24 protein-coding genes are annotated in these 25,139 nt (G+C 48.5%); all 24 read right to left on the bottom strand.

The window, feature by feature from the left end; all coding sequences use genetic code 11:
- Window positions 1-218 precede the first annotated feature (218 nt).
- Entirely contained in the window at window positions 219-1,391 is a 1,173-nt protein-coding gene (locus P404_RS0114480; protein ID WP_014970010.1) for a glycine C-acetyltransferase, read from the bottom strand.
- On the bottom strand, window positions 1,391-2,482 hold the full coding sequence (gene tdh, locus P404_RS0114475) for an L-threonine 3-dehydrogenase (RefSeq protein ID WP_014970009.1): 1,092 nt from the start codon (window positions 2,480-2,482) through the stop codon (window positions 1,391-1,393). The genes P404_RS0114480 and tdh overlap by 1 nt, the downstream gene beginning before the upstream one ends.
- Window positions 2,483-2,577: 95 nt before the next feature.
- Complete coding sequence (locus tag P404_RS0114470; protein WP_014970008.1) at window positions 2,578-3,444, bottom strand: 2-oxoacid:ferredoxin oxidoreductase subunit beta; 867 nt, start codon at window positions 3,442-3,444, stop codon at window positions 2,578-2,580.
- Entirely contained in the window at window positions 3,431-5,182 is a 1,752-nt protein-coding gene (locus P404_RS0114465; RefSeq protein WP_014970007.1) for a 2-oxoacid:acceptor oxidoreductase subunit alpha, read from the bottom strand. The genes P404_RS0114470 and P404_RS0114465 overlap by 14 nt, the downstream gene beginning before the upstream one ends.
- A gap of 200 nt (window positions 5,183-5,382) precedes the next feature.
- The gene (locus tag P404_RS0114460) at window positions 5,383-5,643 is read right to left on the bottom strand and encodes a stage V sporulation protein S (protein ID WP_012369932.1); all 261 of its coding nucleotides are present in this window, start codon (window positions 5,641-5,643) and stop codon (window positions 5,383-5,385) included.
- A 29-nt stretch (window positions 5,644-5,672) separates the two neighbouring features.
- Window positions 5,673-6,467 carry a TIGR00282 family metallophosphoesterase gene (locus P404_RS0114455; protein ID WP_014970006.1) on the bottom strand — a complete coding sequence of 265 codons (795 nt, stop codon included), beginning with the start codon at window positions 6,465-6,467 and terminating at the stop codon, window positions 5,673-5,675.
- 50 nt (window positions 6,468-6,517) lie between these two features.
- Window positions 6,518-8,080, bottom strand: coding sequence for a ribonuclease Y (gene rny / locus P404_RS0114450; protein ID WP_014970005.1), 1,563 nt, complete (start codon window positions 8,078-8,080; stop codon window positions 6,518-6,520).
- Window positions 8,081-8,273: 193 nt separating this feature from the next.
- Window positions 8,274-9,317: a recombinase RecA gene (recA, locus tag P404_RS0114445; RefSeq protein ID WP_014970004.1), complete on the bottom strand. Its 1,044-nt coding sequence runs from the start codon at window positions 9,315-9,317 to the stop codon at window positions 8,274-8,276.
- A 101-nt stretch (window positions 9,318-9,418) separates the two neighbouring features.
- Complete coding sequence (locus tag P404_RS0114440) at window positions 9,419-10,663, bottom strand: competence/damage-inducible protein A (protein WP_026831114.1); 1,245 nt, start codon at window positions 10,661-10,663, stop codon at window positions 9,419-9,421.
- Between the two features lie 70 nt (window positions 10,664-10,733).
- Complete coding sequence (pgsA, locus tag P404_RS0114435) at window positions 10,734-11,312, bottom strand: CDP-diacylglycerol--glycerol-3-phosphate 3-phosphatidyltransferase (protein ID WP_014970002.1); 579 nt, start codon at window positions 11,310-11,312, stop codon at window positions 10,734-10,736.
- 63 nt (window positions 11,313-11,375) lie between these two features.
- A complete protein-coding gene (locus P404_RS0114430) occupies window positions 11,376-12,269 on the bottom strand; it encodes a helix-turn-helix domain-containing protein (RefSeq protein WP_014970001.1) in 894 nt (297 codons plus the stop codon).
- 27 nt (window positions 12,270-12,296) lie between these two features.
- Window positions 12,297-13,079, bottom strand: coding sequence for a DUF3388 domain-containing protein (locus P404_RS0114425; RefSeq protein ID WP_014970000.1), 783 nt, complete (start codon window positions 13,077-13,079; stop codon window positions 12,297-12,299).
- Between the two features lie 93 nt (window positions 13,080-13,172).
- Window positions 13,173-13,877: an elongation factor P 5-aminopentanone reductase gene (ymfI, locus tag P404_RS0114420; protein ID WP_026831113.1), complete on the bottom strand. Its 705-nt coding sequence runs from the start codon at window positions 13,875-13,877 to the stop codon at window positions 13,173-13,175.
- Between the two features lie 3 nt (window positions 13,878-13,880).
- Window positions 13,881-15,149 carry an EF-P 5-aminopentanol modification-associated protein YfmH gene (yfmH, locus tag P404_RS0114415; RefSeq protein WP_014969998.1) on the bottom strand — a complete coding sequence of 423 codons (1,269 nt, stop codon included), beginning with the start codon at window positions 15,147-15,149 and terminating at the stop codon, window positions 13,881-13,883.
- Window positions 15,149-16,402: an EF-P 5-aminopentanol modification-associated protein YfmF gene (gene yfmF, locus P404_RS0114410; RefSeq protein WP_014969997.1), complete on the bottom strand. Its 1,254-nt coding sequence runs from the start codon at window positions 16,400-16,402 to the stop codon at window positions 15,149-15,151. The genes yfmH and yfmF overlap by 1 nt, the downstream gene beginning before the upstream one ends.
- Entirely contained in the window at window positions 16,399-16,950 is a 552-nt protein-coding gene (locus tag P404_RS0114405) for a cob(I)yrinic acid a,c-diamide adenosyltransferase (RefSeq protein ID WP_014969996.1), read from the bottom strand. Before P404_RS0114405 ends, yfmF begins: the two co-directional genes overlap by 4 nt.
- A 31-nt stretch (window positions 16,951-16,981) precedes the next feature.
- Window positions 16,982-18,709, bottom strand: coding sequence for a sensor histidine kinase (locus P404_RS0114400; RefSeq protein ID WP_014969995.1), 1,728 nt, complete (start codon window positions 18,707-18,709; stop codon window positions 16,982-16,984).
- Between the two features lie 2 nt (window positions 18,710-18,711).
- The gene (locus P404_RS0114395) at window positions 18,712-19,428 is read right to left on the bottom strand and encodes a response regulator transcription factor (RefSeq protein WP_014969994.1); all 717 of its coding nucleotides are present in this window, start codon (window positions 19,426-19,428) and stop codon (window positions 18,712-18,714) included.
- Between the two features lie 185 nt (window positions 19,429-19,613).
- On the bottom strand, window positions 19,614-20,780 hold the full coding sequence (ccsB, locus tag P404_RS0114390) for a c-type cytochrome biogenesis protein CcsB (protein WP_026831112.1): 1,167 nt from the start codon (window positions 20,778-20,780) through the stop codon (window positions 19,614-19,616).
- Window positions 20,777-22,318, bottom strand: a complete 1,542-nt coding sequence (gene resB / locus P404_RS0114385) for a cytochrome c biogenesis protein ResB (RefSeq protein ID WP_236624418.1) — start codon at window positions 22,316-22,318, stop codon at window positions 20,777-20,779. The genes ccsB and resB overlap by 4 nt, the downstream gene beginning before the upstream one ends.
- A gap of 21 nt (window positions 22,319-22,339) precedes the next feature.
- Window positions 22,340-22,930 carry a redoxin domain-containing protein gene (locus tag P404_RS0114380; RefSeq protein ID WP_014969991.1) on the bottom strand — a complete coding sequence of 197 codons (591 nt, stop codon included), beginning with the start codon at window positions 22,928-22,930 and terminating at the stop codon, window positions 22,340-22,342.
- Window positions 22,931-23,056: 126 nt separating this feature from the next.
- A complete protein-coding gene (locus tag P404_RS0114375) occupies window positions 23,057-23,818 on the bottom strand; it encodes a pseudouridine synthase (RefSeq protein ID WP_026831111.1) in 762 nt (253 codons plus the stop codon).
- A complete protein-coding gene (gene scpB / locus P404_RS0114370) occupies window positions 23,818-24,390 on the bottom strand; it encodes an SMC-Scp complex subunit ScpB (protein WP_014969989.1) in 573 nt (190 codons plus the stop codon). The genes P404_RS0114375 and scpB overlap by 1 nt, the downstream gene beginning before the upstream one ends.
- Window positions 24,380-25,135, bottom strand: coding sequence for a segregation/condensation protein A (locus P404_RS0114365; protein WP_014969988.1), 756 nt, complete (start codon window positions 25,133-25,135; stop codon window positions 24,380-24,382). Before P404_RS0114365 ends, scpB begins: the two co-directional genes overlap by 11 nt.
- Between the last annotated feature and the right edge of the window lie 4 nt (window positions 25,136-25,139).

Below are 25,139 nucleotides of genomic sequence, written 5' to 3'. Positions count from 1 at the left end.
TACTTGACGGGGAGCAGTTCACTTCACGCAACTCCTACAGGAAAAAGCGCCATTTTTTGCGCTGTCAGAGACAGACAAGACCCGCTTTTCTGCCTCAATGAGGCAGGAAAGCTGGCTTGTGTCTCGCCTGAGGAAAGTGCGTGAAAGAACGAGTGATTCCTTTTTGAGTCAGCCCCTTCTTCGTGTACCGTTACATGTAAAAACCTGATTCGTTTTTGTTAAATCAACTTCAACTCTTGGCCCACTTGCTTAAAGGCTTCAAGCGCTTGTTCCAAGTCCTCGCGTGTGTGTTCCGCCGTGACGATTGTCCGGACACGTGCTTTTCCTTTTGCGACCGTCGGGAAGGCAATCCCTTGCGCAAAGACACCGTGTTGACGCAGACGGTCTGACAGCTGATGGCATAATGCTTCGTCACCGACGATGACCGGTGTGATCGGCGTCGTGGATGTGCCGATATTAAAACCGAGTTCCCGTAATCCGTGCTTGAAGAATTCCGTGTTTTCCCAGAGACGGTCAAACAGTTCCGTTTCTTCTTCCATGACGCGGAGTGCTTCGCGGTTCGCTTCGACGACAGCCGGTGGATGGGACGTCGAGAAGAGGAACGGACGGCCTTTATGGATCAGATAGTCTTTGACATGCTGTTCGCACGCGACATATCCGCCGAGAACACCAATCGCTTTTGAAAGCGTCCCGACTTGCAACGCGACCCGTCCGTCGAGTCCGAAGTGATTGACGGTTCCGCGACCACTTTTTCCGAGAACGCCAGATGCATGGGCATCATCGACCATGACGAGGGCATCATATTTTTCAGCCAGTTCAACGATTTCCGGGAGTGGTGCAATGTTACCGTCCATCGAGAAGACACCGTCCGTTACGACGAGACGTGTCCGCGCGTCCTGTGTTTCCTGCAGAGCCGCTTCCAAGTCCGCAAGATCCACATGATTATAGATACGGCGTTTCGCTTTCGTCAGACGGATTCCGTCGATGATTGAGGCATGATTCAAGGCGTCGGAAATGACGACATCCTCCGGTCCGAGCAAGGCAGACAACACACCGAGATTCGTCGCGAATCCCGATTGGAAGACGAGCGCTGCTTCCGTATGTTTGAACGTCGCAAGCTCCCGTTCGAACGCTTGGTGCATCTCGAGTGTTCCGGCAATCGTCCGGACCGATCCCGTACCGGCACCAAATTCCAGTGCTGCGTCGGCAGCCCGCTTAGCGAGACGCGGATGCGCTGCCAGTCCGAGATAGTTATTTGACGACAATTGAATCAATTCTTTCCCGTTTACCGTCACCCGGTTATGCTGGGCACTTTCAAGCGCCACGAGTTCGCGGAACGTCCCCGCTTGTTTCATTTCTTCTAATTCTGTCCGTAAATGCTCAAAACCCATCAATTCGTCCCCCTTGGTTGTAGTACGACCTTTCCACATTTCCCTTGTCGCATCAATTCGAATCCTTCTTCAAACCGTTCGAGTGGTAACGTATGAGTGATCAACGGCTTCACATCGACTTTTCCGCTCGACAAGAAGGCAGACACCTGACTCCATGTCTCATACATCTTCCGTCCGGTAATCCCCTGAACGCGGACTCCTTTGAAAACGACATGGTTCGTCAAATCGATTTCGACCGGTTTGACCGGCAGACTCAAGATATTGACATCTCCGCCTGCCGTCACCATCTCGAATGCTTGACCGATGGCGACCGGATGACCGCTCATTTCGCAGACGACATCAATGCCGTCGCCGTCGGTCATCATCCGGACGCGTTCAAGAACATCTTCATGACGTGAGTCGATGACGACATCTGCCCCCATCGTCTTCGCAAGTTCGAGTCGGTATGGATTGACATCAATCGCCACGACTTCTGCCGCCCCTGCCGCTTTTGCGACGGATACTGCCATCAACCCGATTGGACCGCAACCAACGATTGCCACCGTCTTGGCACTGACGTCACTGGCGAGCACCGTATGGACGGCATTGCCCATCGGCTCTTGAATCGACGCGATGCCGGCTGGCATATCTTCCGGATTGACCCAGAGGTTTTCTTCCGGCATGACGACGTACTCGGCGAAACAGCCTTGCGTATCGACGCCGATAATTTTTGTGTTTTTACAAATATGGTATTGCCCGCGTAAACATTGTTTACATTGATGACAGACGATATGCGTCTCAGCCGAGACCCGGTCACCGAGTTTCAGACGTTTTGTCCCTTCCCCCAGCTCCACGACTTCGCCTGAAAACTCATGTCCGAAGACATAGGGCGGATTGACGCGTGACGCCGCCCAAGCATCCCATTCGTAGATGTGGACATCCGTCCCGCAGATTGATGTCGCTTCGACCCGGATCAACACTTCGCCCCGGTTCGGTGTTGGGACGGCGACTTCTTTTAAGACGGCGCCAAACCCACGTTCTTCCTTCACAAGCGCCCGCATCGTTTTCACCTTCGTCGTATCCTCTACAGCTGTCACTAATTTTGTCATCATTCCCCGACTCCTTCGTAGGCCTTACCTGTTTCTCTGATCGGTAATGACCAAGTATTGAGCATCCCCAAATAACCAAACAATCATTCCACTCTAGTTTACATGAATTCGGCGGCAAGTTTACCAAATGTTTCTTCATTCATGTCAAGATCGGCAAATGTCAGCCCCTGATCCGCGTATCCATCGATTTGCGACTGATAATCTGGACGTGAATCATCCTGGTAAATCAGTCCCATGACAAGACCATTGTGCTCATGGACAACCCGTTTCGCGAGATCGAGATCAGTTGCGTCATAGTTTTCAAGATCATCCAGTTTCGTCAAATTCTGTTTGAACCAGTCGTACGTATTGACTTTATTAAACGTGACACACGGACTAAACACGTTGATGAAAGCAAATCCTTTATGTTGCGTCGCCTGTTCGATCAAGCTCGTCAGCCCTTTTAAGTCATTTGAAAAACTTTGGGCGACAAACGTCGCGCCTGCCGTCAAAGCAAGCTCGACCGGTGAGACACTTTTTTCAATCGATCCTTTTGGTGTCGATTTCGTCTTGAATCCCAGTGCAGACGTTGGTGACGTCTGCCCCTTCGTCAAACCGTAGATTTGGTTGTCCATCACGATATACGTCATATCGACATTTCGTTTAAAGGCATGGATCGTATGTCCCATCCCGATCGCAAAACCATCTCCATCTCCACCGGAAGCAATCACCGTCAATTCACGGTTGGCCATCTTGACTCCTTGGGCGATTGGTAACGACCGACCGTGAACACCATGAAAACCATATGTGTTGATGTAGCCGGAAATCCGTCCAGAACAGCCGATTCCGGAAATCAAGGCCAGTTCCTCCGGTTCGAGCCCGACGTTCGCGACAGCCCGCTGAATCGCCGCCTGAATTGAAAAGTCGCCACAACCGGGACACCAGTTTGGTTTGACATCGTTTCTGAAGTCTTTAAATGTTGCCATGGAAAATCCCTCCTGCGACGACTTGTTCGACCACTTCTGCCGGATAGAACGGATCGCCGTTGAATTTTAAAATATGTTCGATCTTTTCTGCAAACCCACAGTTCATCTGGATTAATTTCGCGAGTTGTCCCGTCGCATTATATTCGACGACGACGACTTGTTTGGCCCGTTCAAGATGCGGACGGACCAGTTCACTTGGGAACGGATGCATCTGACGGATATGCAGATGATCGACATGAACACCTTGTTCTTCCAGACGCGGCATCACTTCCTCGATCGTTCCACGTGTCGAGTTGAAGCCGACGAACAGGATATCCGGCTTCGCATGTTGCTCGGTCACGAGTACCGCATCCTTCAGGCGGAACTGATTCAACTTCCGAAGACGTTTCGTCATCTGATCGACTCGGTTTTTCGTCGCTTCCGACGGACGACCTTCTTCGTTATGTTCGACACCGGTCACGTGATGAATCCCGTGTTTCGTTCCCGGTACGACGCGCGGACTGATTCCGTCTTCCGTCACTTCATACCGTTTGAAATAGGCTTTGCCTTCAAGTTCCGGCAGCTCGCCTGAAATCAACTTCCCGCGCCGGATTTCGACCCGATTGACATCAAGCGGTTCGACGGATTGTTTACCGAGCGACAACATCAAGTCCGTCAAGAGAATGACCGGGCATTGATACTCTTCCGCGATGTTGAAGGCTTCCGCCGCATCATAAAATGCCTCCTCGACCGTCGACGGCGCCAGGACGACTTTCGGAATCTCCCCGTGCGTACTATAAATCATCGCCATCAAATCCGATTGTTCCTGTTTCGTCGGTAGTCCTGTCGATGGTCCTCCGCGTTGTGTGTCGATGATGACGAGTGGTGTCTCCGTCATCCCGGACAATCCGATTGCTTCTGCCATCAAGGACAGTCCTGGTCCAGCCGACGCCGTCAAGGCACGGACGCCGGCATAGTTGGCCCCGATCGCCATCGTGACAGCTGCGAGTTCGTCTTCCGTCTGAACGACGGTCCCGCCGAATTGTGGTAATTTTTTGATTAAGTACTCCATGATTTCAGACGATGGGGTAATCGGATACGCTGCCATCAGACGAGCCCCGCCTGCAACCGCACCAAGCGCAATCGCATCGTTGCCAATCATGAACATCCGTTGCTGTCCATCGGCCGGATCTAAAATAAAGCGTTCGGACGTCGCTGCCATCGCTTCAAACGCAGCTGCGCCTTCTCGGATCGCGGATAAGTTCTTTTCGACCATCTCGGGTCCTTTCCGACCAAAAATCTGTTCGACGACCGCTTGGAAACGTTCCGGATCGATGCCGAGAATCGCACTCGATGCTCCGATTGCGACCATGTTCTTCATCAGTGACGTCCCAAGTCCTGCCGCAATTTCCGTAAAGGGAATCGGATAGAGCACGGCCCGCGTCTGATCGGGATTGGTCGGATTAAATTTCGCATCGGCGATGATGATCGCCCCTTGACGCAATTCATGGAAATTGACGTCGATCGTTTCTTGGTCAAAGGCGACTAAAATATCCAGATCGTCGGCAACGGTCCGGACTTCGTGTGTTGCGACACGAATCTTATTGTTCGTGTGACCCCCTTTGATCCGTGAAGAAAAATGGCGGTATCCATATAAGTAATAACCTAAGCGGTTCAGGGCAATGGCAAAGATCTCACCTGTTGATTCGATCCCTTCCCCCTGCTGACCGCCTACTTTCCATGACAATTGATTGTACATCGACGTTCGCTCCTTCTATCCCCTGAAATGATTGAAGCTGTCTGCTTCACTGTCCTCCCTCATGATACCGATTTCCGGATAGTTGTACAATCCTCCTCAAACGAATCGATTGAAAATATCCTGGATAGTACACAAATAAGACCATCTACTCCAGCGAGTAAATGGTCTAGCTTAACGTAGGACCTATGTCCAATGATGCATCATCGTGGTTCAATGATTAGTTTGATTGCCGTCCGTTCCTCACCATCAATCATGATGTCGGTAAATGCCGGAATACAGATCAGATCCATCCCTGCCGGTGCGACAAATCCTCTCGCGATCGCAACCGCTTTGACGGATTGATTGAGTGCACCTGCACCGATTGCCTGAATTTCGACAGAACCTTTCTCTCGAAGTACACCTGCGAGCGCTCCTGCGACCGCGTTCGGATTCGATTTAGCTGATACTTTCAGGACGTCCATGCATGTACCTCCCAATCAAAAATCAACACTTAATCAAAGAAAATCGATTGATCCGTCAAATGAATCCGTTCAATCTTCGTTGCTTTTTTCGATACATCATCAATATGAATCAAGACTCCATTTAACTGTTCCCGTCCTTCCGCAACTTCAAACCGGGTTGGGAGCTGTGTTTTAAATTTCCGTAAAACATCTTCTTTTCGCATACCGAGCACACCATCAAGAGGACCCGTCATGCCAACATCCGTGATGTAAGCCGTTCCGCCTTCCAAAATCCGTTCATCCGCTGTCTGGACGTGGGTATGTGTTCCGACGACTGCTTGGACACGCCCTGCTAAATGATAGCCCATCGCGATTTTTTCACTTGTTGCTTCTGCATGGACGTCAACGAAAATCGCATCGACTTCCCCTTCGACTTCCGCAATCAACTGATCGACGGTCCGGAATGGATCACCGAGTGCTGGCAAGAAGACTGTTCCCTGGACGTTGATGACAGCAATCTTTTTGTTGCCGACTTTTAAGACCATCATGCCGCGTCCCGGTGTACCTTCCGGATAGTTCGCCGGACGGACGATCCGGTCCGCATCATCAATCCAATCAAAGATATCTCGATTGTCAAACGTATGATTGCCCATCGTCACGCCATGGAAACCAAGCTCGAGCAACTGATGATAAATTGCCTTTGTGATCCCACGACCATGTGCCGCGTTTTCTCCATTCACCAGCATGACCGTCGGGTTGTACCTCGATTTGATTCGTGCTGTGAACTGTTGCAGGATATGCCGACCCGGTGCCCCGACAACGTCACCAATAAATAAGATTTTCAAAAAAATTTCCTCCAATCATTAAAAAAAGTGGCGGTCGCCCGCCACTCTGCTTATTTTGCGTATTCGACTGCCCGTGTTTCCCGAATGACCGTGACTTTGATATGACCCGGATAATCGAGTTCTTCTTCGATTTTTTTCCGGATATCACTTGCCATTTTATGCGCAAGAACATCGTCGACGACATCAGGACGAACGATGATTCGTACTTCACGACCTGCTTGGATCGCGAAGGACTTCTCGACACCGTCAAATGATTCTGAGATTTCTTCCAGACGTTCAAGACGTCGGATATAACTTTCGAGTGTTTCTTGACGTGCTCCTGGGCGTGCTGCAGATAAAGCATCGGCTGCTGCGACCAGAACAGAAATGACAGATGTCGCTTCCGTGTCCCCGTGGTGAGAAGCAATCGCGTTGATGACGGTCGGATGTTCTTTGTACTTCGTACCAAGTTCAACCCCGATCTCCACGTGACTTCCTTCGACCTCATGGTCAACGGCTTTTCCGATATCGTGCAGGAGACCTGCCCGTTTCGCAAGCGTCACATCTTCTCCAAGCTCAGCTGCCATCATGCCGGCAAGGTGAGCCACCTCAAGTGAGTGGAAAAGAACGTTCTGCCCATAACTCGTCCGGTACTTCAAGCGACCGAGGATTTTAACGAGATCCGGATGAATCCCGTGAATGCCAACGTCATACGTCGCTTCTTCACCGATTTCACGGATTCGTTCATCGACTTCCCGGCGTGACTTGTCGACCATCTCTTCAATCCGAGCCGGGTGAATCCGACCGTCTTGAACAAGCTTTTCAAGTGCCATCTTCGCCACTTCACGGCGAATCGGATCGAATCCGGATAAAATGACGGCTTCTGGTGTATCATCGATGATTAAATCGATACCCGTCAATGTTTCAAGCGTCCGAATGTTTCGCCCTTCACGACCGATGATCCGGCCCTTCATCTCGTCATTCGGTAAGTTGACGACGGAAACCGTCGTCTCTGCGATATGTTCAGCGGCGAACCGTTGAATCGCAAGTGAAAGAATGTTTCGTGCTTTTTTGTCTGCTTCTTCTTTTGCTTTTTGTTCGATTTCTTTTTGAAGAATTGCTGCGTCGTGCATGGCAGCTTGTTTTGTCTCATCCATGATGATAGCTCTAGCATCGTCCTGCGAAAGATTCGCAACACGTACGAGCTCTTGGCGTCCCTGTTCATACAGGTCCTCTACTTTTCGTTCTAACTCTTCAGCTTGATGCTTCCGTTTCGTGATCTCTGCATCACGTGTATTGATCTGCTCTTCCTTACGGTCGATGGAATCAACACGGCGATCGAGTGTCTCTTCTTTCTGGAGCAATCGTCCTTCTTGTTTCGTTAGCTCTTGACGACGTTCACGAAGTTCTTTTTCCACTTCTGTCCGAAGTTTGAAAGCTTCATCTTTCGCTTCGAGTAATGCTTCTTTTTTCGTTGCTTCCGCTGATACTTGTGCACGTTCCACGATTTTCGTCGCCTCTGTTTCCGCACCTTGAATCTTCGCTTCTGCAATCGATTTCCGCAAGAAGTAGCCTACGATGAATGCGATCAGTAATGTGAGGAGAAGTATGACAATCCAAGTTGTTGTATCCATGGGTTCACCTCCCCTTTGCAAGGTGTTTCTTAGTTCATTTCGGTTATTCATCGAAGCTGTCTAAAAAACGTACATCTATATTGTAAGGATAGCACTCGTTCATTGTCAACGAACGGGCGGGAAAGAATTCCTATCTTTTCCTCTTTTCCATTAAAAAAGAGCAGAATCTGAATCGATTCCACTCTTTTTCAACTTATTCCGCGAACATATCTTCCGCTTGACCTTCTTCGAAATCGACTGGATCTTTCCGATCAACCAAACCGTGATGCTCACGAATCAACCGTTCAACTTCATCCGCGACTTCCGGATGTTCGATCATATATTGTTTCGCATTCTCACGTCCTTGACCGAGACGTTCCGAATTGTATGAATACCAGGCTCCGCTTTTTTGAACGATATCAAGATCCGTCCCAAGATCAATCAACTCACCGAATTTCGAGATACCTTGACCATACATGATATCGACTTCGGCTTGTTTGAATGGTGGTGCAATCTTATTTTTAACGACTTTCAGTTTCGTCCGGTTTCCGACGATGTCTGTTCCGTTTTTAAGAGCTTCCGCACGACGAACTTCTAGACGAACAGACGAGTAGAATTTCAAGGCACGTCCACCTGGAGTCGTTTCCGGGTTACCGAACATGACACCAATTTTTTCACGAATCTGGTTGATGAAGATGACGATCGTTTTGGATTTATTTGTCGCACCAGAAAGTTTACGTAAAGCTTGACTCATTAAACGAGCTTGTAGCCCCATATGTGAGTCACCCATTTCGCCTTCAATCTCAGCTTTTGGTACAAGTGCAGCAACGGAGTCGACGACTAAGATATCAACAGCACCTGAACGGACAAGCGCTTCAGCGATTTCAAGTGCCTGTTCTCCTGTATCTGGTTGTGATAATAATAACTCGTCAATATTGACACCAAGTTTACTTGCATATGCTGGATCGAGTGCATGCTCGGCATCGATGAAGGCGGCCTGACCACCTTGTTTTTGTACTTCTGCAATCGCGTGAAGCGCTACAGTCGTTTTACCAGAAGACTCTGGACCATAGACTTCAATTACCCGTCCACGTGGGTATCCACCTGCACCAAGTGCGATATCTAATGTGATTGATCCAGACGAGATAACGGATACTCTCTGATCTGCATTCTCACCAAGTCTCATGATTGAACCTTTACCAAATTGTTTCTCAATCTGACGTAACGCCATCTCAAGTGCTGCTTTACGATCACTCACGTAGCAGGCCTCCTTTTATTTATCTTACTGAGATTATTGTACTTCTTTTGAGACCGAATAACAAGCATTTCACGAACATTTATTCGTATACTTGAAAAAATTCATTTTTGAATACGTTTGTCTGAGTGGTTGATATTTTTAATCAGCATGAAGTACGCATCCTTAACCGATCGCAACCTAATCATACCACGGTCGAAGGCCGGATATGTCAGTTCAAGCACTTCCGTCCCACTCGCTTGCGCCAAGGCACAATAGACCGTGCCAACGGTTTGACCACTATTGCTCGTTGGTCCAGCTTCCCCTGTCAAGGCAATCGCAAGATCCGTCTGATAGAGTGCTCGCGCTCCTTCCGCCATCGCAATGGCGACCTCCCGGCTGACTGCCGTTTGTTGATCGAGTAACGTTTGTGCGACTCCTAAGACGTTGACTTTTGCGACGTCTGAGTAGACGACGGCACTCCCGCGGAAGACGTCACTCGCCCCCTTGATGTCGGTCAACCCGCTCGCAAAAGCACCACCTGTCAAGGACTCCGCTGCGGACAAGGTCAAACCGGCTTTCCGGCAGTCATCAAGCACGACTTCCGGTAAACTTGTCTCACCATATCCATAAAAATAAGTACCGACTTCATCACGTATTTGACGTTCGAGTCGATCAAGCATCTCGAGGGCTGTTTGTTCGTCAAGTGCCTTCGCCGTCAAACGTAAACGGACTTCCGCCAGTTCCGCATAGGGCGCAACGGACGGATTACGCGCCGTCCGAATCAAATCCGCCAACCGGTCATTTAAGGCAGATTCTCCGATTCCAAAAAAACGGAGTGTTCTTGATTTGATGGTTTCTTTACCTAACAAATGATCGAAATGATCTGCGATGATCCGTTTCATTTCCCTTGGTACACCCGGTAACAAGATGTACTGATGGTCCGACGTATGAACGGACATACCGGGTGCAAGTCCCGCATTGTTCGTCAACACATCGGCCCCTTCGATGATAAGCGCTTGTTTTTTCTCGTTGTTCGTCATCGTTCGTCCCCGTGTTTTCAAGAACGCTTCGATTCGATCATACGCCGGTTGGTCGATCTGTAACGAGCGTTCTAATAATTCCGCCACGACTTCTTTCGTCAAATCGTCTTCCGTTGGTCCGAGTCCACCGGTGATCACCAAAAGGTCGACCCGCCCCTGCGCTCGTCTGATGACGTCGGTCATCCGTTCCCGATTATCACCGACGACCGTATGGTAATACACGTCAATGCCACACGTCGCCAGCCACTCCGATAGATACTGAGCGTTCGTGTTGGCAATTTCCCCTAACAATAACTCACTTCCAACGGCAATGATTTCTGCTTTCATCCTGATTCCCCGCTTTCCTAACTATAAGAAAAGACTGTTCGGTTTGGCGAACAGCCTTGTTTGAGATAACTTACATCGATTTCGTAATTAACTTGATGTTTTTCGAAAAATACTCAAGACCTGAATAAATCGTCAAGACTAACGCAAGCCACATCGTAATTTCCGCAAACGGGATGTTGAGTAAAGCAAATCCGATGTCGTGTAATAAAAAGGCGATGATCGACGTGAGCTGAACCCACGTTTTTGCTTTACCTGAGTTTCCGGCAGCAAGCACGATTCCTTCATCGGATGCGACGAGACGTAGACCTGTCACGGCAAATTCACGGCATAAGATGATGACGACGACCCAGGCGGCGACGAAGTCCAGCTCGACGAGGTAGACCAGTGCCGCTGCGACAAGCATCTTGTCGGCGAGAGGATCCATGAATTTGCCGAAGTTTGTGACCAATTTGTTTTTTCGTGCCAGATACCCGTCAAGCCAATCGGTAATGGCGGCGACTGAGAAAATCATCGCGGCGACGAAGTGAGCAACAGGGAGTTCCGCCCCTAATACATCCCACTGTCCCCAGTCTGGGTTGATTGCTAAGACAGCTACGAACACGGGAATTAATAAGACGCGTAAGACCGTCAATTGATTGGGTAAGTTCATTCTCGTATCCCTCCTTTTCGAGTTATGTATGCCAGCATCCTGCTGACATGAAGAAGACACGCCTTACGGCGTGGCTACTTTCTTTAAATAAATGTTCTGAACGAGGAGGGAGCGGTTAAGCTTAAGCTCCTGATCATTAACGAGAATCCGATCAATCCCTTTGATGGAACCAACCCGAATCCGAATCACATCCGTTTTGGCGTTTTTGACGACAATCGGGTTCGGATCGGACGCATTGATGTGGTCTGGGGCAAGTGCCTCCCCTTCTAGCGACGTATCACGAACACCGACAAACGGAGACGGTGAGGCATCTTTTTTGATGCGGATCGTTACACTCATTGTATCATCCGCCGGCACTTCATAGGTGATATCTTGACCAACCGTCGTTTTGACAGGCAATGGTTTTTTCTCTTCTTTTTTGACAGGCACGGTTTCTTCTTTCGCCGGTTCTTCCTTCGGCTCCTCCGCTACCGGGGTGTTGGCTTCCTCGCTTGGTGCGTCCCCTTCATCAATCGTGACTTCACTTTGTGGAGGTGTAGACGTCGTCGTATCATCGCCATCACGGAATGCCTGGAATCCGTAGTACAGGGCGACTCCGATCGCAAAAATCAAGGCAATGATGATGATATTCGGAATCCAGCGTTTGGCGACACTTTTCTTCGGCGCCGTCGATTTCGAATAGGTCGCTCGGCGAGACAATTCGACGACCGGCTGTGTTTCTGGTTCCGGTAAATCACGTTTATACGTGGCAAACACTTCATCGACATCCAGCCCAAGTGCTTCTGCATACGTTTTGATGAATGCCCGTGCATAAAAGGCACCTGGCAATTGTTTATAATCGCCTTCTTCAATCGCAGTGATGTAACGTTTTTGAATTTTAGTTGTACTTTGGATTTGTTCGAGAGAGATACCTAATGTCTCCCGCTGCTCCTTTAAGTAGGTTCCGAGCTCGGTCATCGGTAACACACCTTCCATTTTCAATACTTATTCGAAATTGAACCAATCGTTCCCTCCATGGGCCCGCGGTGGTTCGGTGACAATGATTTCTTCGGTCGTGTTGCGTAGTTCAATGATGTAATCAAAATCATCCCACGTATATTCGCTTGATTTAACAAAAGCGTCCGGGTGTTCGACGATTTTCGTGGCGGGTAACCGCATGACTTCACGTAAGATTTGCCAATGTCGTTCATCAAAGTGTCGTTGGGAGACGAGGGCATCGATGATATAAACATAATCACCTGTCCGTTCATCATCAAACAGTGACGTCCGAACGGTCTGTTTGATCAACGTCGACGAGAGGAACAACCACTTTTTGTTGGCACTGACACTGGCGGCAACAATCGATTCCGTTTTCCCTACCCGTGGCATGCCTCGGACTCCAATCAACAGATGCCCATCCTGTTTGCATAACTCTGCCATGAAATCGACGAGAATCCCCAAATCTTCCCGGACGAATCGGAACGTTTTGATTTCGCCGCTACTGTGATCGATATAACGTCCATGACGAATCGCAATCCGGTCGCGTAATTTTGGTTTACGCAATTTGATCACATCGATGGTCGACATCGTCTTCAAGATGGCTGCGAGTCGCGGGATCTGATCCGGTTGCTTCGTTTGCAACAACATGCCGCGCCGCTGGTGATCGACACCATTGATCGTGACAATCGAGATATGTAGCATCCCCATGAGTGACGCGATGTCCCCTAAAATACCGGGACGATTGACGTTCAGTTCGTACTCTAGATACCACTGTTCGAATTCACTCACGCGCAAAGCCTCCCTTTAAAATCGGTTATCCATCCCTCATGTTAAATGATTTTTTGAAAAATGAAAAGCATTCCCCTGCCAAATTTCAGCGGATTACATCCAACCACCGTCAATTTTGAGGACGGCACCATTCATATAGGCGGACTCTTGACGGATTAAATATGTAATCGCTGATGCAACTTCCTCGACCTGTCCGAAACGACCGGCCGGGATTTCTGCGATCGCCTGTTGACGGTCTTCTTCTGAAAAAACAGCGTTCATCGGTGTCTCGATCCACCCTGGTGTGACGCCGTTCACACGTCCGTTCATCGCGCCAAGCTCTTTACTATACGACTTGACGAAACCAAGTTGTGCCGCCTTACATGTCGAATAGACGACTTCTCCGGCAGCACCAAACTCACCTAACACACTGCTGACGACGACGATGGACAACGGTACGGAAAAAGCTTTTTTTTTCGTCAATGCCTGAGAAATACGAATCAGTGACTCGACGTGTAATGTCATCATCGCTTCGATTGAGCGTGTCGCTTGATCGACAAGCAGACCACTGAAACTAGTCCCGGCGATATGAACGAATCCGTCGACTGCAGGCAACGCTTCACAAAACGCTGTCAATTTTTCCCGGTCAGACAGATCGCCTGCGACGATTTTTGTCGTCACAGGCAATTGCTTTACCATCTGTTCGAGTTCGTGTCGCCGTTGGTGGGTGTGCAAGACCAGCTCATGCCCGTCTGCCGCCAAACGTAAGACGGTCGCCCAACCAATTGCGCCACTCGCTCCCGTAATTAAAATCCGCATCGGTCAAGCATACGGTTTGACGATTGAAATCGCACGATTTTCAAGCGCAAACAATTCGTCAAAACGGGCTTCGATTTCTTCTTTTGTAATGGATGCGATCAACGTCGGTAACGTAAACAAGTTCGTCCCGGCTAACGCATGACGCGAAAACTGATTCGCAATGAATTCCGGTGAATTAAGTGCCCGGAGGAATTTTCCTTGCATCATGTTTCGTTTGCGAACGACTTCCGTCTCTTCGAACGCTGGACGGGCCGCTAATAATTTTTCATACGCTGTAATGAAACGATCCGGATCTTCCGTTTCCATCCCGAATGTCGCAAAGGCGAATTCTTCTTCACTCGAGTAATCGAAGCTGAATGTATCGTCAATCAAACCATCTTCGTACAACGCAAGGTACGTCGAAGACGTCTGATCGAACAACAGATGTAACAACAGTTCGCTCGTCAGTTCACGACGCAGCTGCTCTTCGCCACCAAGTGACGTATCTTTATAACCAATCAACACTTTAGGTGTCTTGACGTCGAGTTCCAGCTCCACTCGTTTCCGGGCAACGGCTTTGGGTTCAACGCCGTAATCCCGTTCGATTGCCGGACGATCCGCATAATTCTTTTTCGCCTGATTTGCTTTGATCAGATCTAATGTTTCTGCCGGGTCGATATTTCCGACGACGAACAGAACCATGTTCGACGGGTGGTAAAACGTCTGGTAACACGTGTAGAGGTCTTCCGCCGTGATTTGATTGATTGATTCCGGTGTTCCCGCGATGTCGATCCGGACCGGATGTTTGGCGTACATCGATTCAATCAGACCAAAGAACAGACGCCATCCCGGATTATCTTGATACATCTGAATTTCTTGGGTGATGATTCCTTTTTCCTTTTCCACACTTTCTGCCGTAAAGTACGGATCTTGGACGAAATCAATCAACGTTTCGAGATTTTGCTCAATCAATGAAGTCGCCGAGAACAGATAGGCGGTCCGGGAAAACGACGTAAAGGCATTGGCCGAAGCACCGAGCCGGCCAAACTGTTGGAAGACGTCACCTTGCTCCGACTCAAACATCTTGTGCTCGAGGAAATGAGCAATCCCGTCCGGTACATTGACCCAATCGCCATCTTTTTTAAAGCGATTATCAATCGATCCGTACCGGGTCGTGAACGTCGCATATGTTTTTTCATAACCTTTTTTCTGAAGAAGATAAACGGTTAGTCCGTTATCGAGCTGTTCAAAAAAAACGGTTTCGTCTGTATCGTGATACGTTACCTGTTCCATTATTCTTCACCTCGCAATAGATAAACGGCTTCCAGTTCGATTGTCGCTGCCAACCGGACGACATCTTCCCGGGTCGCCGTCTCAATGATATGAATCTCGTCTTCCAGTGTCAGTCCACGCATTTTTGATCCATTTAACCACCCGATCAATTGACCGGGCTGATCGAGAATCTGACGACGTGCATTGATCAGCATCGCTTTTGTTTGCGTCAACTCTTCATCCGTGAACACTCCGGCTTTCAAATCCGTCAACTGTTCAGCGATGATCGTTTCTGCTCGCTCCGCCTGTTTCGTCTCGACACCAGCATACACATATAAGGCACCATTCAGAGCCGCATACCGCGACGCCGCATAATAGGCCAAACTCTCTTTTTCACGGACATTCATAAACAGCTTCGAGTGGGGGAATCCACCAAATAAACCGTTGACGATTTGCATCCGAATCGAATCAACTGACGTCGGATCAACCGCTACCCGGTAGCCTAAGTGTAATTTCCCCTGTTTGATCGGTTGGGTCTCAGACGATCGTTTGACACCCGCGACTTGTTTTTGAGCCGGAATGTAATGGCTGACCTTTTCAGCATGTGATGGTAAGAACGACAAGGCATCTTCCATCTCGTCTTGCGTGACATGACCGACGACAAAAACGTCGATTCGGTCTTCTTCGACCATCGAGCGGTATGTATCGCGTAACGAAGCCGGTGTGATCTGTTCAAGTGCTTCTAACGTCCCGAGTGACGGCAGGGACACGGCTTCTCCTGGTGCCATCAATTCGAGTAGACGCTGTTGCGCAAAACGCATCTTATCGTCATACAACGAACTGATCCGTAACGCATGCAACCGTTTTTCCTGTTTGACGAACTGTTCGCGGAAACCGCCTTCCGTCAAGTCGGGATAAAAGATCATCTGTTCAAGTAGATCAAGGGCTTCTTCGAGAAGTGTCTCATGACGGACAAGGTCGCCGCGTACGATATCGAGTTGGAAGGAGATGACATGTTCTTCTCCAAACTTCGAGGCATCCGCGTATAACCCGGCATCATACAATGTTTCGAGCGGTTCGCGTAAGGCTTTCATCGACGGATAGGCCGCTGTCGATTTCTCCATGATATAAGGCAGCAATGCCCGGCTCGTCAAGGTCTGTTCTTCAAGTGGTGCGGAAAACGTGACGAGGACCGTCGTCGTCTTGAATTTTTCGGTCGGAACGAGATGAAACGTCGTTCCTTGTTTTTTCCAGGTTTGAAATGACTGACTCATGCTTCTCCACCCTTTCGTTTGAATACATGTGCGCTTCGCAAGTATTCGATGTCTGCTTTTTGATTGACGGCATTTTCATACCGCGCTGCCGTAAAGAAGAAATCACTTAACCGATTGATGAACGGTAACAGATGATGCGCCTGTTCGACGTCAATCATCGCTCGCTCGACCCGTCGACAAACCGTCCGTGCGACATGGAGACAAGCTGCTGCTTCAGTTCCTCCGGGTAAAATGAACTTATCGAGCGGGGGGGACAAGACGGTCAAGCTGTCAATCCAACTTTCAAGATCATCCGTTGCCGTTGCGCTGAGACGAGATGGTTTTTGTTCGACGTACATCAGGTCACTGCCACAATCAAATAAGACGTGCTGAATGACCGTCAGTTGTTCCTTCACTTCAATCGAAGTTGCTTTCGTCCGGGCTAGACCGACAAAACTATTTAATTCGTCGAGCTCTCCCATCAATGTGATCCGGACGTCATTTTTTTTGACCCGTCCGCCGACGAGCGATGTATCCCCATCATCACCTGATTTAGTATAAATTTTCAAACGACTCACTCCTATAGCGAAAGGAAGCGAATCATAAAGTTCGCTTCCTTTGTTTTTTTGGTAATTGAATTCGGAACACAGAGCCTTTTCCAAGTTCACTTTCGACTTGGACTTCACCATCGTGTGACCGAACGACGTTAGCGACGATCGCAAGACCAATCCCCGTCCCTGTTTTGCCACGTGTCCGTGCTTTATCCGCTTTATAAAAACGGTCAAACACAAACGGGACATCTTCTTCCGGAATCCCGTCTCCCGAATCAATTACAGATAAAGATATAGTTTCCCTATCTTCCACGATTTCAATCTTGATTTGACCATCTTCCGTATAACGTAACGCATTTCCAAGTAAATTCGTCATCACCTGATCCATTTGATCCGGATCGGCTTCAAATTGGACATTCGGTCCGACGACTTCAAAGGACACCCGTTTTTCCAGACCCATCTGCTTGAATTTTTTAATCATTCGTTTGGCAAATGGAACAGCTTCGATTAATTCCACCCGTTGTTCCTGATATCCGGCTTCCATCCGGGCAAGGTCAAGCAGGTCGTTGACGAGACGCGACAGCCGTTGCGATTCGTCATAGATGATCGAGGCGAACTCTTTTGTGGCCTCGTCACTTTCTGTCATTCCATCGACGATTGCTTCCGAGTAGCCCTGTAACATGACGAGAGGTGTCCGTAACTCATGACTGACGTTGGCGACAAAATCGGCGCGCATCTTCTCAAGTTGCTGCGCTTCCGTCATGTCCCGTAAGACGGCGACGGCACCGATCTGTTCTTCCTGCTCAAGCAACGGACTGACGATGATGATGTAGTACCGACCTTCGCGTTCGAAAGAAACCGTCATCTCCGTTTCTTTACGCATGACCGTCTGAAACAGTTCAATCAATTCATCCGGAACCGGTGCTCCCGCGAGGAATGCCTCTGCTGGTGGGTTGGTCGCGAGCAACTCGCCCGAGTCAGAGAAGGTCAGGACACCGTCCGCCATACATTTTAAGATCGACGATAACAAATGCCGCTCTTTGTCGAGATCCGTGACATATTGATTGAGCTGACTGCTCATTTCATTGAAGGCTAACGCCAAATCACCGATCTCATCACGGGATCGTTGCGTCAGACTCTGATCGAATTTCCCTTCGCCGGCTTCGACGACCGCTTGCCGAATCGTTCGGAGCGGCGCTGTAATGCGGGTGGAAAGGAAAAAGGCAAACACCGTCGTGCCGATGATGGCAAGCAACACACAGAGTTGAATGATCTGACGCGCCCCTTCGTTTGCCTGTTCGATGTTCGTCAACTGTTCAATCAGATACATCGTTCCGCTGCCACTTTCGGTGATGAAGGGCGCCCGGTAAGCCAGTGCTGCTTTTCCGTCAAACGTCTCATAGTTCCCGATCGCCGTCTCCCCTTCTTCACCATCAACGGCTTTCCAGTTTTGCCGTTCCAGTTCCTTGATGATTCGCGTTGCCTTCTCTTCCGAGATGTTCGTTTCGACCGTATCTTCCTTCGTTGTCGCAATCAATGTCGCGCCATAGATATCGGTAATTTCGATTGCGGTCGCCGAACCTTCCTCCAGACCACTGTGGGCTTGAATAACGGTTTCGACCTGCTGACCGAGTTTCGCCAGATGACCCCGTTCTTGTTCGATATGAAACGAATTAAAGAATTCGAGTAACAAAATCGTCAAGGCAATCAAGACGACGGAAACAAGTAATAAAATCGTTCCCCATAGTTTGATGACGACACTCTGTAGCCATTTCATCGTCAAGCAGGATGGTTCTCGAACTTATAGCCGACACCCCAAACTGTCGTAATCATCTGAGCCGCACTTGGTGACAGGCGGTTCAATTTTTCACGTAACCGTTTGACATGGGTATCGACTGTCCGTAAGTCGCCGAAAAACTCGTAATTCCAAACTTCTTTTAACAATTGCTCACGTGAAAAGACTTTGTCCGTCTGTTTCGCAAGGAAATATAGCAATTCGTATTCTTTTGGTGTCAAGTTGACTTCCTGTGACTCGACCGTGACACGGTGAGCATCATTGTCGATCGTCAAATGCGGGAAGACGATGACATCTTTTGTTTTCGCGTCCGTGTGTAAAAACTTCGTCGCACTCGCACGACGCAAGATGGCCTTGACCCGTAAGACGACTTCGCGTGGACTGAACGGTTTGACGATATAATCGTCCGCCCCCATCTCAAAGCCGTGGACGCGGTTCGTCTCTTCCCCTTTTGCCGTCAGCATGACGATTGGTGTCGCTTTTGTCTTCCGTAGTTCTTCACAGACCTGCATCCCATCAAGCTTCGGCATCATCAAATCAAGTAGAATCACATCATATTCTGTCTCAAGCGCCATCTCGAGAGCTGTTTCTCCGTTATCCGCTTCTTCAATCGTAAAATTCTCACGTTCGAGATACATTTTTAATAAACGTCGAATCCGTTCCTCGTCATCGACGACTAAAATACGCGCTTCTTCTGACATCAGTTGATTCCTCCCATAAACTAATCTATCTAGCTCTATCCTACTACTCTTCTAGTATACTATGAAACAAAAAGAAATAGCGTCTTCGACCTTGGAATTCCAATTGACCTCACCAAAAAGGATGAGAAACGGAAATGTTCTTCCGTCACCCATCCTGGATGATGCTGCTATTTCTTCCTCACTCATTAAGCGTACGAGTGAAGACCGGCTACCACCAGATTGACGAAGACGAGGTTAAACATGATGACCGCGAATCCGCCGACACATAACCAGGCTGATTTTTTGCCAATCCAACCACGCTGTATGCGCATGTGCAGATAAAAGACGTAGAAGAGCATCGTAATCAGTGCCCATACTTCTTTTGGATCCCAGCCCCAGTAACGGCTCCATGCCATCTGTGCCCAAATCATCGCGAAGATCAAACCACCAAGAATGAAGATTGGTAATCCGATTGCAATCGCGCGGTAACTGATTTCATCCGCTGTCTCAAGATCGATTTTGCGCGCAATCGGCTTTAAGCTCTCTGCGAGACGTTTCCGTAAAATGACGAACCGGAGTAAGGCGTACAAGACTACCCCACCAATCAATGACCATAAGACCGTATTGACTTTATTGGCATTGAGGAAGTTCGGTAATTCAGCGACAGCACCTGAACCGGAGATGATTTTCCCGTTTTCAGGACCCGTTAAGACCGGCATCGTGTACTCATGTTGCATCGTCGCACCATTTTTCGCGACATATTCAATCGTTGAGTTTGTGCCAAGTGCGTTGAACAATAGACCAACGACGATATAACCGACGACACATGCAAGTGAAAACATGACGACTTCGAGCCACGTCCGTGTTTTCGATTCTTTACTAAAGTCCGTCGCGTGGATCAGATACAACAAGCCCGTCGCAAAACTGACGGCAAGAATTCCTTCTCCGAGTGCTGCTGTCGTGACGTGAATTTTCAGCCAAACACTTTGTAAGGCTGGAATCAACGGTTGCACTTCATCCGGGAACATCGACGCGTAGGCGATGACGAGTAAGGCTACCGGCATCGCGACAAGTCCAAGGACGTTGTTGCGATAAATCCCGTACACGATCAGGAAACCAAGGACCATCATCATGCCGAAGAATGTCGTATATTCATATAAGTTCGAGACCGGAACGTGACCCGCCCCCGCCCAGCGTGTAAAGAAGTAACCCAGTTGGGCAGCAAACCCAAGAATCGCGAGTGAAAAAGCGATTTTTCCGGAACGTGTTGGTCCCTTCTTACCGCTCGTCGCAACGGCAAAGAAACCGGTACTGATCAGATATAAGATAAAAGATGCGAGCAATAAGTTGCTACTCAAGCTAAGCAGATTCATTTCGATTCCCCCTCTTCTCGCAACTTCTGCCGGTCTTCTAATGATGGAAGTCCCACTTCAGTCAGTGCGAGATTGGCCTCTTTTTGAAGCCCAAGTGCGTTTTTGTTCGTAAAACCAGCGATGTTGATTTGCCCGTTCGTTTCTTTTAACCATAATCTCCGGTGTGGCCAGTACATACCAAGCAACAGACCAAACATGAAGATCATTCCGCCCGCAAACAAGAAGGGCAACGTCAAATCTTTTTTGATCCGGACACCTGAGATATTCGAGAGTTCCGTTCCCGCGAAGCCCATCTTGTACTGATTCTCATCACCCCCGACATTGAGTTTGATGCCGATCAGGCTTCGTTCACCTTCTGGATGTTCTGGTGATTTAATCGTAAAGACAAATGCTGGATTGACTGGACGGGATGAGTTCGTCGTCGGTTTTCCGTCTTTGACGACAAAGTCCGGTAAGAAGTCTTTTAGTTCCACTTCATACCCATCTTTTAATGGATATGTTTCTTGTGGGTTGCGTAAATCGACTTTGATCGTATCGACAACTTTGCCCGTTTTTTGATTTTCGATGTTAAAGGACATCGTCTTGAATTCCGGGTCTGCCGCATATTGTTCTTGGAAGACTTGATAATTTCCGAATTCAAACGGTTGGTTGACGGCCGTTTCACCTGTCTTGATTTTTTCGAGTTTCGGCTTAAAGTCATCCGTCATCCCGTCTTTTTTGTAAAGGGTCATTTGCGTATCATAGTTTTTCGGAACACTTCCGCCGGCTCGTTTTAAAGCCTCACTGAATTTCTCATCCTCTTTTGCCGGATCGTAGAATTCGATGTTAAAGGCGTTGTTCTCGAGGTAGTACTCGTTATCTGTCGCCTCGACCGGTAACGTCTCCCCTTCACGAATCCACAACAGTTCATCTTCATGCATGCCAGGAACGATTCGTAACATCGCGCCACCAAAAAATAGGACTAATCCGATATGGTTGATATACGGACCCCAACGACCGAATCGTTGTTTTTCTGCCAAGAGGGCACCGTCTTGCCGACGGATCTTGTAGCCTTTTTTCTTTAATAACGGTTCGATGGCATCAATCTGGTTTACCGTTCCAGTCGCTTCAGCGCCAAATCGCTGACCGCCCATAAAACGGTCGGACTGGATGACCGGTTGTTTCTTCAACGCGCGATAAAGCGGGAAGAAACGGTCGATCGACACGATGATGATCGAAAGTAACAATAGTGTAATCAGTCCGATGTACCACCATGATTCGAATAGGTTGTGGAATCCTAACGCATAATACATATCGCCGGCCGTACCATATTCTTTACCGTAAAACTCTTCCGGTGGGATCGCTTGTGGAATGTACATCTCTTGCGGGAAGATCGTTCCGACCCCACTTGCGATGATGATTAAGCCGATCAGCCAAAGCCCGACCTTGACGGATGAAAAGAACGTCCATGTCCGGTCAATCCATGACTGATTTTTCCGTTTCGAACGAAGCTCGGCTTCCTCATAACGCATATCCAGTTGCTTATATTCCTGCTGCATCATAAATTCCCCCTCGATGCGTTACTCGTTTGCTTTTTTAATCATTTCTTCCAGTTTTGCCTGATCGATTTCACCTTCATACTTTTCGACGACTTTACCTTCTTTATTGATGATGAAGGTCACCGGCAAATTGTAGATCCCATAGGCTTTTTCGACCGAGCTGTTCGTATCCATCAAAATTGGATACTCCGTCCCGCCAATCTCTTTGATGAAACTTGAGACACGGACCGGTGTTTCACCGACATTGACCGCAGCGAAATTGACGCCTGCTTTTTGCATCATGTCATAGTTGTCATTAATCAATGGCATTTCTTTTTTACATGGTTCACAGAACGTACCCCAAAAATTAAGCAGCAGTCCTTTTCCTTTGTACTCATCCATCGTATGCTGTTTTTCTCCATACAGATCAACAAGTGCAAATCCTGGGGCATCATCACCGGCAAGGACTCGACCGTCCTTGTCTCGTGTCGCTTGATCGACAAATTGCATGATGACGACCGCACCGGCGAATAATACCATCGTCATGATCATTAACCGCCAAAATGAACGTTTTTTCTTCTTTTGCTTCGCGGCTGCTAGCCGCTCATCCGGGTTTTGATTCGTTTTTTTCATGTTGCACCGCCTCCACCCATATTGTACTTGAAATCGCTTAAATGTTGACAGAATGTGAAATACGTTAATCGTTTTGTCACAAACAAAGAAAACTCAACCCGCAGGCTGAGCTTCTCGCTTTACAAATTAACGTTTTTTTGTGTTCTTACGTCTTTTCGTAGGGGGAGCAACCGGATCCGCCAGCTCACGCAATTGATTGACTTCTTTTTTCGAAAGTTCACGCCAGTCGCCTGATGTCAATCCAGCCAGTGTCAAGAAACCAAACTGTTCACGTTTCAGCTTGATGACTTCCGCACCGAGTGTTTCAACCATTTGACGGACTTGACGGTTATGACCTTCATAGATGACCATTTCTAAAATGGCTGTGTTCTTTTTCTTATCGACGTCACGCATCTCGACACGTGCCTTGCCTGTCTTGAATCCGTCCGGTAAGACGACACCTTTTTCAAGACCTTTGACATGATAATAATCCGGCACCCCTTTGATCTTAACGATATACCGTTTCGGAACTTTGTATTTCGGGTGAAGCAAGAGGTTTGAAAATTCACCGTCGTTCGTCAACAGTAACAAACCGCTTGTATTGTAATCGAGACGACCGACCGGGAACACACGGTGCCCAGGCGGAACCAAATCGACGACTGTCTTACGTCCTTTGTCATCTTCTACCGTCGAGACGACACCTGTTGGTTTGTACAACATGTAGTAGACGTGTTCTTCACGTTCCAGTTTGACACCGTCGACCTCTACTTCCGCACGGCCTCCGACTTTCGTCCCAAGTTCGGTAATGATTTTCCCGTTGACTTTGACACGACCTTCTGTAATCAGTTCTTCTGCTTTACGTCGCGATGCGACACCAGCTTGGGCGATAATTTTTTGTAGACGTTCCATTAATTTATTCTCTCCTCTAGTGACGACTCATTCCGGAAAAATAGGTCTCCATCCGCTTCCAGTGTTTCTTCAAACTCAAGCGGTGGTAACTCTTCGATACTGTTCAGTCCGAAGTGATCCAAAAAATGATCCGTCGTCTTATACAATTTTGCACGCCCGACGCCTTTAGCCCGCCCGGCTTCATCAATTAATCCTTTTGCACTCAACGTATGAATGACACGTTCCGTCTTGACCCCACGGATGACTTCGATATCGGCCCGTGTGACCGGCTGTTTGTACGCGATGATGACCAGGGTCTCCATCGCAGCGCGGGACAGACTGTCTTCCGCAAGCGAACCGGCATACGCCTGCACATACGGTGACATCTCTTTTCGAGTGACCATCTTAAAGACTCCACCCGATTCGACGATTTGTAACACTCGTCCGTCAGCTTCAAACGTCGCTTGAAGGGCATGCAACTGTTCTCGAGCGGCTGCCTCGCTGATTTCAAGGACTTGACTCAGACCACGTGGATCAATGCCGTCGTCTCCGACGACAAACAATAAACTTTCAATGATACGATCATACGCCAATCTGATTCTCCTCCTTCACTAAGGCACGCAACAAGATGTCGTCATTCATCTGTTCGCAGGCGACGACACGTTGTTTTACGAGTTCGAGCACCGCCAAGAAACTGACGACCAACTCTTCGACGGTCGGTTGCTCCGTAAAGAAACCAAAAAAGGTCGTCCCGTCATTCGCGAAGACATATTCCGAAACATGAACCATCTGTTGCTCAAGCGTCCGTTCTTCCCGTTTGACGGTTTTGGAACGACGTACCTTCCAGGCGACACGTTGACGCATCTTTTCATAAGCACGCAACAAGTCACTAAAGGACAGGTTACCGCTATAATCCTGTGAGTCCGCATCGAGATACGCCATCAAGTCTTCCGGCTGTTTTGAAAAAAGTTCAAGTCGGGCTTCTTCTTTTTCTTTCAGGACAAGTGCCGCTTCCTTGTATGCTTTATATTCAATCAGTTGCTGAATCAACCCTTCTCGTGTCGGATCCTCCTCAAAATCAGGAACTTCTTCGAAATCTGTCTGTTCGACAGGTAACAGTTGTTTACTTTTTAATTGCAAGAGCGTTGCTGCCATGACAAGATATTCACTTGCAACATCCAGTTCCAGATGTTGCATCGCTCGAATATAGGACACATATTGATCCGTCACGATCGATACGGAAATATCATACAGGTCAATCTCTAGTTTACCAATCAAATGTAACAACAAATCCAACGGGCCTTCAAACGCATCCATCTTCACACTGTATGATTCCATGATT

This window comes from Exiguobacterium antarcticum DSM 14480 (assembly GCF_000685865.1).
In the GTDB taxonomy this organism is placed as follows: domain Bacteria; phylum Bacillota; class Bacilli; order Exiguobacteriales; family Exiguobacteriaceae; genus Exiguobacterium_A; species Exiguobacterium_A antarcticum.
The sequence above is the reverse complement of the archived record's forward strand: the minus strand, read 5'-3'. Positions and strand labels throughout refer to the sequence as shown.